The sequence below is a fragment of the Baekduia sp. genome (genome assembly GCF_035318805.1).
GTDB lineage: Bacteria > Actinomycetota > Thermoleophilia > Solirubrobacterales > Solirubrobacteraceae > Baekduia.
Window position 1 is genome coordinate 1 of record NZ_DATHDY010000129.1, and the last position, 9,911, is coordinate 9,911.

A 9,911-nucleotide genomic window follows, 5' to 3' on the forward strand; every position below is an offset into this window, starting at 1 on the left:
GTGACCGCCTCGGGGCGCTCGAGCGTCGAGAGGTGCCCGCAGGCCGGCACCGTGACCAATCGGGCTCCCGCGATCCCCGCCACCAGCTCGGCGGCGCGCTCCGGCGGCGTGATCCGGTCGCTGTCGCCCACGAGCACGAGCGCCGGCACGTCGACGTCGGCCAGGCCGGGACGCGCGTCGGGCCGGTGGATGATCGCGGTCTGCTGGCGGATCGCCGCCTCGGCCCCCGTGGCGCGCAGCATGTCGAGCTGGAGCGCGCGCAGCCCCGGGTCGCCGGCGCGCGACGGATGCACCAGCCGCGGGAACACCTCGTCGACGACCTCGTCGAAGCGCTCCTCGCGCAGGAGCTCGATCGCCGCGCGCCGCAGCGCCGTCTGCTCCTCGGCATCCGGCGTGGCCGCGGTGTCCATGAGCGCGACGCGATCCACGCGCTGCGGCGCCTGGCGCAGGATCGACAGCGCGAGGTAGCCGCCCATCGAGAGCCCGGCGAGCGCGAAGCGCGGCGGGGCGTCGGCGAGGATGCGCTCGGCGAGCGCGTCGAGGTCGTCGTCGCGCGTGTGGTCGGCGACGGTCACCGGGCCGAACCGCCAGAGCTCGGGCAGCTGGTCGGCATACATCCGCGGGGTCAAGTAGAGGCCGCAGATCAGCAGGACGGGGAGCGGTGCCATCCGCCCGATGATGGCGTGCGGCCCGGCCGCCGTGCGGTCATCTACGGCGCCGCGAGGCGGGAGCCCATGCCCTCGCCGTGGCGCGTCATGAAGGCCAGCGGCGCGATCATCGCCCGCACGGCGATCGCCCGGACGCGACTGCGGCGCCCCGCCACGCGCGGACCAAGGGCCGCGGCCAGCGCGGTGAGTCCGGGCAGCGGGCGGATGAACAGCTGCATGTGCTCGATCAGCCCCTCGTCGTCGAGCCTGACGACCATCGCCTCGTCGATGCGCTGACGCCCGACGCGGGCCTCCAGTGTGAGCATCCGCGTCCGGTCGTCGCCGGCGTCGACGAGGTAGCGGACGTCGTCGATGACGGCGAAGACGTCCTCCAGCAGCGCGGCGAGCTGCGGGCGCCCGCGGAACTGGAAGCCGTCGGTGATCGGGGACGAGAGGGTGACGTCCGGCGCGAGGCGGGCGACCATCGCGGGGACGTCGCGCGCCTCGGCGGCGGCGCGGTAGGCGGCGAGCGGACTGTCGACGGAGATCATGGTCTGTGCGACGCTACGCACGAGCGACGCCGCGCTCTACGGCCATGGAGCACGAACCCACCACCGAACTTCATCACGAAGCTCTGAACGAGCTGGCGCGCCGGCTCCGCGCCGACCTGGCCGCGCTGGTCGACGAGACCGAGGGGCGGCTGCACCGCGAGCAGCCGGACCTCGTCGCTCGCGTCGACGCCGCGGTGATGCGCGAGGGCATCGCCGTCACGCACGAGCGCTTCATCGCGCTGCTCGACGGCGGCGCGCCCGACGAGCGCGATCGCCACATCGCGTTCGGCGCCGCGATGGCCGCCGCTGGGGTCAGCGTCGACGCGCTGCTGGCCGGCTACCGCGTCGGAGCGCAGGTCGGCTGGCGGCACACGGCGCGCTTCGCCGCCGAGCTCGACGTGCCGTCTGCGGCGGTGCTCGCGCTGGCGACCGCCTCGATGGCCTTCATGGACGAGCTGGCCGCCAACTCGCTGGAGGGCTTCGCGCACGAGGCCGCCGCGGTCGGCGGCGCGCGGGCCCGGGAGCGCCAGGCGCTGCTCGACGCGCTCGTGGCCGGCCGCGCCGACGACACCTCCGGGCTGGCGCGCGCAGCGCGCTGGCCGCTGCCCGAGAGCCTGCGGGTGGCGGTGCTGCTCGGCCGTTCGGTCGACCGGCTGGACGACCGCGTGCTGCTGCTCGGCCACGCCGACGGCACGCCGCTGGCGATCGCCCGCGAGGACGGCGACGGCGCGAGCGCCCTCCTCGACGCCGGCGTCGCACTCGCGGCCGGACCCGCGGTGCCGCCCGAGCAGGCGCCCCTCTCGCTGGCCCGGGCGCGGCGCGTCGCGGCGCTCACCGTCGCCGGCGTCCTGCCCGCCGACCGCGCGCTGGTCTGGGAGGACCATCTCGCCGACCTGATGCTCCACGCCGACGCCGCGGCGGGCGAGGTGCTCGTGGCCCGTCGGTTGGAGCCCCTCACCGGTCTGCCGCCGGCGCGCGAGCGGCTGCTGCGCGAGACGCTCGCCGCCTGGCTGGAGCATCCCGGCCGCCCGCGTGAGATCGCGCGCATGCTGCATCTCCACCACCAGACGGTCCGCTACCGCCTGGCCCGCCTGCGCGAGCGCTTCGGCGACGACCTCGACGATCCGGGCGCCCGCTTCGAGCTGGCCCTCGCGCTGCGCGTGGCCGGACCGCCGGCGCGCTGAGCCCCGCCCTCGTCGCTGTTGAGCCAGCGGAACCGGACGCGGCCGCCCTCGCGTAGGTCGATGTCGGCGTCGGCCGCAGCCCGGGGATATACACGGCTCCGAGGCCTGCCGATTCCCTGCACCGCGGTGTATCGCCGCCGATGCGGGTACGATCCGCAGTCGTCTACCCGACCCAACAAGGGATCTTCGATCGTGCGCATCCGCTTTGCCCTGGCCTTGATGGTCGCGGGCCTTCTCTGCGCTGCAGGCGTCGCCTCAGCTCAGGACACCAACACCACCGAGTCGCTCAGCGGCTACACCAACACCGTACCGACGACGACGCAGCCGCCGACAACGACGGCCGAGGCCGAGCCCGCGCCCGCGACCGAGGGCCAGGAATCGACCAGCGTGGCTCCGTCGGTCGCCGCGCAGCCCGCCGGCACGGCTCCCGACAGCCTCGCCTTCACCGGCGCTGAGCCGCTGCTGCTCATCGCGCTGGGCCTCGCGCTGGCCGGCGGCACCGCCACGTTCCTCGTGCGCGACCGCCGCCGCTCGCAGCAGTAGCCGTGACCGCCGGGCGCAGCGCGGCGGCGCCGGAGGGTTCGCCCTCCGAGCCCGCCGCCGCGCCGCCCGTGCCGGGTCCACCCCGCCGGCGGCGCGTGCGCCGGCTGGTCCTGCTCGCCGGCCTCACCGCCGGCGTCGCGCTGCTGGCCGACGGCCTGCTGACGATCTTCTGGCAGGAGCCGCTGACCGCGCTGCAGCAGTCCCGCAGCCAGTCGGCGCTGCGCAGCGAGCTCCCGCGCCTGCGCCAGGCCCTCGCCGCCGAGGTGCCGCAGGCCCCGAGCGAGACCGGCGCGCACCGCATGCGCCGCCAGGCGCTCAAGCTCCTGCACGCGCGGTCCGCCGGCGCGGCGCTCGGCACGCTGGACATCCCGCGCATCGGCCTGAAGGCCGTGGTCGTGGAGTCCACCGGCCACGATGCGCTGACCAAGGGTCCGGGCCACTACCGGGGAACCGTGCTGCCGGGCATCGACGGCACCGTCGGCCTCGCGGGACACCGGACGACCTACGGCGCGCCGTTTCGCCACGTCGACCAGCTGCAGACCGGCTCCTCGATCGTGATGAAGATGCCCTACGGGCAGTTCACCTACAAGGTGATCTCCAAGCGCATCACCTCGCCCGGCGACGCGTCGGCCCTGCGCTCGCACCCCGGCCAGCGCCGCCTCGTCCTCACCGCCTGCCACCCGCTCTACAGCGCCGCGGAGCGCATCGTCGTCAGCGCGCGGCTGGTGTCTGCGACCCCGGCGTAGCGCCGCCGCCCAGGCGCCGCTCGCACACCTCGACGGCCTCGGGCGAGGCGTCGACCAGCACGAACCGCCGGTCGAGCTCCCGCGCGACCGCGCCGAGCGTGCCCGAGCCCGCGAAGAAGTCCAGGCACCAGCCGCCGGGCCGCGACGACGCGGTCACCATGCGGCGCACGATCCCCGCCGGCTTCTGCGTCGGGTAGCCGGTGCGCTCGTGGCCGCTGGTCGGGACGATCGTGTGCCACCACACGTCCGTCGGCCGCTTGCCCCGCGCCCGCTGCTCGGGCGTGACCAGGCCGGGCGACATGTAGGGCTCGCGGTCGACCTCGGCGTCGTCGAACCAGTACCGGTCGGGATCCTTGACGTACACGAGGATCACGTCGTGCTTGGCCGGCCAGCGCCGGCGAGCCTTCGCGCCGTAGTCATAGGCCCAGATCAGCTCGTTGAGGAAGCACTCGCGCCCGAAGGTCTCGTCGAGGAGCACCTTGACGTAGTGGCTCTCGCGCGGGTCGAGGTGGACGTAGAGCGTGCCGTGGTCGGCCAGCAGCCGGCGCGCCTCCCGCAGCCGCGGCGCGAGGTAGGCCGGCAGGTCGTCGAAGCGGTCGGCGTAGGACATGCGGCCGACCTCCTCGGTGCGGTAGCGGCGGCCGGCGAACCCGGTGCGCTCGCCGTCGGGGTCGGCGACCGCGCGCAGCGTCGCGCGGACCTGGTCGTGTCCGGTGTTGAACGGCGGGTCGATGTACACCATGTCGAACGCGCCGTCGGGCAACCGCGGCAGGATCGCCAGGTTCTCGCCCCAGACGAGCAGGTCGTCGTCCAGGGCCAGGGAGCTCGTGATGTCTTGCACGACGCGCACGGGCGGCGAATCTGCCACGGTGACCGGACGATGCGAAGAAGGCGACCCGCGCCGCCGTCTGCGCGCCGGCGATGCTGAAGTCCACGCGGTCGCCGATCGCGCGGTCGGCCCTGCTCGCGGTCGTCGTCGTCCTCGCGGCGGCGGCCGCCGTGGCGCTGCTGGGCAACAGCGCCGACCAGCCAGGCCCGCGCCAGCTCGCGCCCGGCCGCGGCGCGACCGACACGACGCGCGACCCGCTGGCCTACGACGGCGGCGCCCGCCAGGACTTCGAGCGCCGCGCCGCCGCCGGCCTCAGCCACGTGCTCTACGCCAAGAGCCCGGGCGGGGCACCGGCGACCGCCGCGCGGGTCGCGCGCCTGCGGCCGCTGATCGAGGACGTGGCCCGGCGCGCCCACCAGGATCCCGACACGCTCGAGGCGATCGTCTTCCTGGAGAGCGCCGGCCGTCCCGACGTCGCGGCCTCCTCCGACCTGTCCTCGGCCGTCGGCCTCACCCAGATCCTGGCGCAGACCGCGACCGACCTGCTCGGGCTGAAGGTCGACGTCGCGGCGTCGGAGAAGCTGACGCGGCGGATCGCCCGCGGCGGGCCGGCCGGCCGGATCCGCGCGCTCGCGGCGCGGCGCCGGAAGGTGGACGAGCGCTTCGACCCGCGCAAGGCGCTGGAGGCGACCACCCGCTACCTCGAGTTCGCCCAGGGCCAGCTGGGCCGCGCCGATCTCGCGGTGGAGAGCTATCACATGGGCGTCGGCAACCTGCAGAACGCGCTCAAGGCCTATGGGAAGTCGGACATCCCCTACGCGCAGCTCTTCTTCGACTCCACGCCGCTGCGCCACGCGGCCGCCTGGCGGGTGCTCGCCGGTCTCGGCGACGACTCGGCGACCTACCTGTGGCGGATCGGCGCAGCCAAGGCCATCATGTCGCTCTACCGCGACGATCCGCAGAAGGTCGCCGCGCAGGCGGCACTGAACGACAGCCCGGCCGGCGAGGACGTCCTGCGCCCGCCGGACCGCACGCCGCGCTTCGCCGACGACGCTGCGCTGCAGACCTCGGAGCTCGTGGTCGTCGCCGGTCCGGCGCTGCGTCCGGCCCGCGCGCTGGCGGCCGCAGCACCGGCGCGGCGTGCGCTGCGTCCCGACGCGCTGAAGCTCCTGCGCTACCTGGCGCTCGGCGTCCGCGAGGTGGCGAAGACCGCGCCGATCGTCGTGACGTCGGCGTCGCGCAGCGTGTCGGCCGAGGAGCGCTCCAGCCAGGGCGTGTTCGGGGCCGAGGCGCCACCGTCGATGCACACCACCGGGTTCGCCTTCGACGTCAGCCGGCGCTACCGCGCCCCCGCCCAGGCCCAGGCGCTGCAGTTCTGGCTGGACCGCCTGACCGCGCTGGACCTCATCGCCTGGTCACGCGAGCCGACCGTCATCCACGTGACGGTCGGCCCGCGCGCGACGGATCTGCCGTAGGGCGGGCGCGGCGCTGGTGGCGCCCGGCGCGGGCGCGTGGGGCCTGCACGCGTCGGAGCGGGGCAGCGACGACGGAGTTCGAGGGGGCGCCGGCGGGGTCGGTCTGCCGCCGGCGCCCACGGGGGTGGGCCCGTCGACCGCGGCCACACCGCGCCAAACAGGCCCACCCCCTCCGAGGCAGCCGCCAGCCGCTACGAGCCGATCGCGCCCAGCAGGTCCTTGGCCACCTGCGCCACGTGGCTGCCGGTGATGCCGAGCTTCTCGAGCACCTCGGCGCCCGGCGCGCTCGCGCCGAAGCGGTCGATGCCGACCGCGCGGTCGACCCAGCGCTCCCAGCCCATCGTGATCGCGGCCTCGACCGAGACGCGCGGCATCGTCGGCGGCAGCACGTCGTCGCGGTAGCTGTCGTCCTGCTCGGCAAAGAGCTCCCAGGACGGCATCGACACGACGCGGGACGCGACGCCGGCCTGCGCCAGGAGCTTCTGGGCCTCGATCGCCGTGTGGACCTCGGCCCCGGTGCCGACCAGCGTCACGCGCGCCGGCTGGGAGGGATCCAGCTCCGGCGAGACCACGTACGCGCCGCGGCCGACGCCGTCGAAGTCGATGTCGAGGATCGGCAGGTCCTGCCGCGAGAGCGCCATGACCGCCGGGCCCTCGAGGTCCTCGATCATCACGCGCCACGCCTCGGCGGTCTCGTTGGCATCGGCGGGCCGGATCACCGTGAGGCCGGGGATCGCGCGCAGCGCCGCGAGGTGCTCGACGGGCTGGTGGGTCGGGCCGTCCTCGCCGAGGGCGACCGAGTCATGGGTGTAGACCCAGGCGGTCCGCAGGCCGGTGAGCGAGCCGAGGCGGATCGCGCCGCGCATGTAGTCGGCGAACTGCAGGAACGTCGAGCCGTAGGGGCGCACGATGCCGCCGTGCGCCGCCAGGCCGTTGACCGCGCCGCCCATGCCGTGCTCGCGCACGCCGAAGAAGATGTTGCGGCCGGCGTGCTCCTTGGTGAAGCGCTCGTCGTCGCCGCCGGGGAACTCGGTCTTGGTCGACTCCGACAGGTCGGCGGCGCCGCCGACGAGCGTCGGGACGAACGGCGCCATCGCCGCCATCGCCTTCTGGCCGGCCGAACGGGTCGCCAGCTTCTCCTTGCCGGGTGGGAGGGCCCAATCCATACTGCGCAGCGCGTCCTTGAGGCCCGGCAGCGGACGGCCGCCGTAGGAGCCGCCCTCCCACGCCAGGTCCCACTGCTGGGCGAGCTCCTCGTGGGCGCCCCGCCACTTCTCGAAGCGCTCCTGCCACTGCGCCTGCGCCGCGGCACCGCGCTCGGCGGCCTGGGCGAAGTCGGCGTAGACGGTGTCGGGAACCAGGAAGTGGGCGTCGGGGTCCCAGCCCATGGCCTCCTTCGTCGCGCGGACCTCGTCCTCGCCGAGCGGCGCCCCGTGCGCCTTGCTCGTGCCCTGCTTGTGGGGCGACGGGTAGCCGATGATCGACTTCACGCGGACGAGCGTCGGCTTGGTCTCGTGCCGCTTGCCCTCCTCGATGGCCGACTGCAGCGCGACGACGTCGTTGGCGTCGTGGACCTCCTCGACGTGCCAGCCGTAGGCCTCGAAGCGCTTCGTGACGTCCTCGGAGTCGAAGCTCAGCGACGTGGGGCCGTCGAGCGAGATCGAGTTGTCGTCGTACAGGTAGACCAGGCGGCCGAGCCCGTACTGGCCGGCCAGCGAGGCGGCCTCGGCGGCGATGCCCTCCATCAGGTCGCCGTCGGAGACGATGGCGTAGATGTAGTGGTCCATGACCTGCTTGCCGAAGTGCTGGCGCAGGAACTTCTCGGCGAAGGCCATGCCGACGCCGTTGGCGAAGCCCTGGCCGAGCGGGCCGGTGGTCACCTCGACGCCGGGGGTGACGTGCACGCGGTCGCGCTCCGGGTGGCCCGGGGTCAGCGAGCCCCACTGGCGGAACCGCTTGAGCTCGTCGAGCGGCAGGTCGTAGCCCGAGAGGTGCAGGACGCTGTAGAGCAGCATCGACCCGTGGCCCGCGCTGAGGATGAACCGGTCGCGGTCCGGCCAGCCGGGGTCCTTGGGGTTGTGGTTCATCACCTTGGCGTACAGGACGTACGCGGCAGGAGCCATGCCCATCGGCAGACCGGGGTGACCGCTGTTGGCCTTCTGGACGCCGTCCATCGACAGCGTCCGGATGGTGTCGACGCTGAGCCGGTCGACGGAGGTGGAGGGGGAGGCGGCTTCCATGCAGGACAACCTACCCACCAGCGAACGCCGTTTTGCCGCGCGTCGGGACGTGGACGCCCGGTGGGGTGCCGAAGGCCTACCGCGCGAGAGCGCGCGCCGAAGAACGTCCCGGGTGTTGGCGGGGCGGCACCTTGTCCGAGGCTCGCGGCAAGGCCCGGAGTATCCTGACTTGGACACCATGTTCGTGGCTTAGGAGAGATTCCGCTCGGAGGTTGCCGTGCCTGATTCCTGGCTGGGAGCGCGCGAGGACTCGCTGCGGCGGATCGCGGCGCTGGTGGCCGGCGGGGCGGCGTCGGCGGACGTTTTCGCCGCGATCGCGAGGGAGGTCGGGTACGTCGTCGGCGTGTCGCTGGTGGTGGTGTGCCGCTACGACCCAGACCGGACGACAGCGACCGTGATCGGAGACTGGAGCGAGTTTCCCCATCCGTTCCAGGCCGGTACCCGCTGGCCGCTGGACGGACCGACGCTCCTGTTCCAGGTTCTGCAGACCGGTCGTCCTGCGAGGATCGACGACTTCACCGGGATACCCGGCACGATCGCCGCCGCCGGCCGCAAGGCCGGGTTCGGTGCGGCCGCCGGCGCCCCGATCATCGTGGACGGCGAGATCTGGGGCGCGATGATGGTCAACGCCGGTCGTGGCCCGGTACCCGACCGCATGGAGGAGCGGCTCGTCGCGTTCACCGAGCTGCTCGCTACGGCGATCTCGAACACCGAGAGCCGGGCTGCCCTAGCCCGGCTGGCCGAGGAACAGGCGGCGTTGCGGCGCGTCGCGACGCTGGTGGCGCGGGGAGTGGCGGCGGAGGACGTGTTCGCGGCGGTCGCCGAGGAGGTCGGGCGGCTGCTTCCGGTCGAATACGCGGGCCTCAGCCGCTATGAGCCCGACGGTGCGCTGAGCATGGTCGCCCACTCGGGCAAGGCACTCGACCACATTCCCGTGAGCAGCCGGTGGGCCCTTGGGGGAAAGAACGTCGCCACGGCGGTCTTCGAGACCGGCCGCCCGGCTCGGATCGACAGCTATGCCGATCTCTCCGACCCGGGCGCCGTGACCGCCTTCCGGGAGGTGGGCGTCCGCTCAGCGGTCGGGACGCCGGTCGTCGTCGACGGCCGTCTTTGGGGTGTGATGATCGCCGGTACGACCGCCGAGCAGCCGCTACCGGCCGACACCGAGGCGCGCCTCGTCTCGTTCACGGAGCTGTTGGCGACGGCGATCGCGAATGCCGAGAGCCGTGCCGGGCTCGCCCGGCTGGCCGAGGAGCAGGCCGCGCTGCGGCGCGTCGCGACGCTGGTGGCGCGCGGGACGCGGCCGGAGGAGCTGTTCACGGCGGTCACCGAGGAGATCGGGCGGCTGCTTGCCGTAGACCTGGCGACGATGGACCGCTTCGAGCACGACGGCACGTTTGTCATCGTCGGCGCCTGGGGTGGTGGAGGTAAGCACGTTCCCGTGGGCAGCCGGTGGCCGCTTGGGGGTCGGAACCTCGGCTCGCGCGTGTTCGAGACGGGGCGTCCGGCGCGGATCGACAACCTTGCCGACGCCATCGGCCCGCTCCCTGAGGCCATCCGCGAGGCCGGCATCCGCGACGCCAGCGCGGCCACGCCCGCGCGCAATCCGCCCCGGGTCAGGACCGGTGGGAGGATGCCGTGGGCGAGCTCGCGCAGTTCAGCCGTCGCCTGCTGTGCGTTGTCGAGCGCCTCGGTC

At 74.0% G+C, this 9,911-nt stretch carries 9 protein-coding genes; 5 read left to right on the top strand and 4 right to left on the bottom strand.

Features of this window, described 5'->3' with window-relative positions; translation table 11 throughout:
* On the bottom strand, window positions 1–668 hold a 668-nt coding region (locus VK501_RS25980; RefSeq protein WP_324342743.1), incomplete at its 3' end, for an alpha/beta fold hydrolase.
* 41 nt (window positions 669–709) lie between these two features.
* Window positions 710–1,198 (bottom strand): nuclear transport factor 2 family protein, encoded by a 489-nt coding sequence (locus VK501_RS25985; RefSeq protein WP_324342745.1) that lies wholly within the window; start codon window positions 1,196–1,198, stop codon window positions 710–712.
* A 44-nt stretch (window positions 1,199–1,242) separates the two neighbouring features.
* On the opposite strand from VK501_RS25985, the gene VK501_RS25990 reads away from it, so the two are divergent.
* From VK501_RS25990 to VK501_RS26000, 3 genes are all read left to right on the top strand, one after another.
* Window positions 1,243–2,382 (top strand): helix-turn-helix domain-containing protein, encoded by a 1,140-nt coding sequence (locus VK501_RS25990; RefSeq protein WP_324342747.1) that lies wholly within the window; start codon window positions 1,243–1,245, stop codon window positions 2,380–2,382.
* A gap of 192 nt (window positions 2,383–2,574) precedes the next feature.
* On the top strand, window positions 2,575–2,925 hold the full coding sequence (locus VK501_RS25995) for a hypothetical protein (protein ID WP_324342749.1): 351 nt from the start codon (window positions 2,575–2,577) through the stop codon (window positions 2,923–2,925).
* A gap of 2 nt (window positions 2,926–2,927) precedes the next feature.
* Window positions 2,928–3,671 (top strand): class E sortase, encoded by a 744-nt coding sequence (locus tag VK501_RS26000; protein WP_324342751.1) that lies wholly within the window; start codon window positions 2,928–2,930, stop codon window positions 3,669–3,671.
* Here the strand turns inward: VK501_RS26000 and VK501_RS26005 are convergent.
* On the bottom strand, window positions 3,637–4,521 hold the full coding sequence (locus VK501_RS26005) for a site-specific DNA-methyltransferase (protein ID WP_324342753.1): 885 nt from the start codon (window positions 4,519–4,521) through the stop codon (window positions 3,637–3,639). The two genes, VK501_RS26000 and VK501_RS26005, sit on opposite strands and share 35 nt — an antisense overlap.
* Before the next feature lie 71 nt (window positions 4,522–4,592).
* Here VK501_RS26005 and VK501_RS26010 point away from each other — a divergent pair, with 71 nt between their 5' ends.
* A complete protein-coding gene (locus tag VK501_RS26010; RefSeq protein WP_324342755.1) occupies window positions 4,593–5,975 on the top strand; it encodes a transglycosylase SLT domain-containing protein in 1,383 nt (460 codons plus the stop codon).
* A 191-nt stretch (window positions 5,976–6,166) separates the two neighbouring features.
* Here the strand turns inward: VK501_RS26010 and tkt are convergent, their stop codons facing one another.
* On the bottom strand, window positions 6,167–8,215 hold the full coding sequence (gene tkt / locus VK501_RS26015; RefSeq protein WP_324342757.1) for a transketolase: 2,049 nt from the start codon (window positions 8,213–8,215) through the stop codon (window positions 6,167–6,169).
* A gap of 274 nt (window positions 8,216–8,489) precedes the next feature.
* On the opposite strand from tkt, the gene VK501_RS26020 reads away from it, so the two are divergent.
* On the top strand, window positions 8,490–9,911 hold a 1,422-nt coding region (locus VK501_RS26020; RefSeq protein ID WP_324342759.1), incomplete at its 3' end, for a GAF domain-containing protein.

What these genes read in the sequence shown, in the direction of transcription:
- VK501_RS25985 (WP_324342745.1), bottom strand. Translation starts at nt 1,198, where the DNA reads ATGATCTCCGTCGACAGTCCGCTCGCCGCCTACCGCGCCGCCGCCGAG.
- VK501_RS25990 (WP_324342747.1), top strand. Translation starts at nt 1,243, where the DNA reads ATGGAGCACGAACCCACCACCGAACTTCATCACGAAGCTCTGAACGAG.
- VK501_RS26010 (WP_324342755.1), top strand. Translation starts at nt 4,593, where the DNA reads ATGCTGAAGTCCACGCGGTCGCCGATCGCGCGGTCGGCCCTGCTCGCG.
- tkt (WP_324342757.1), bottom strand. Translation starts at nt 8,215, where the DNA reads ATGGAAGCCGCCTCCCCCTCCACCTCCGTCGACCGGCTCAGCGTCGAC.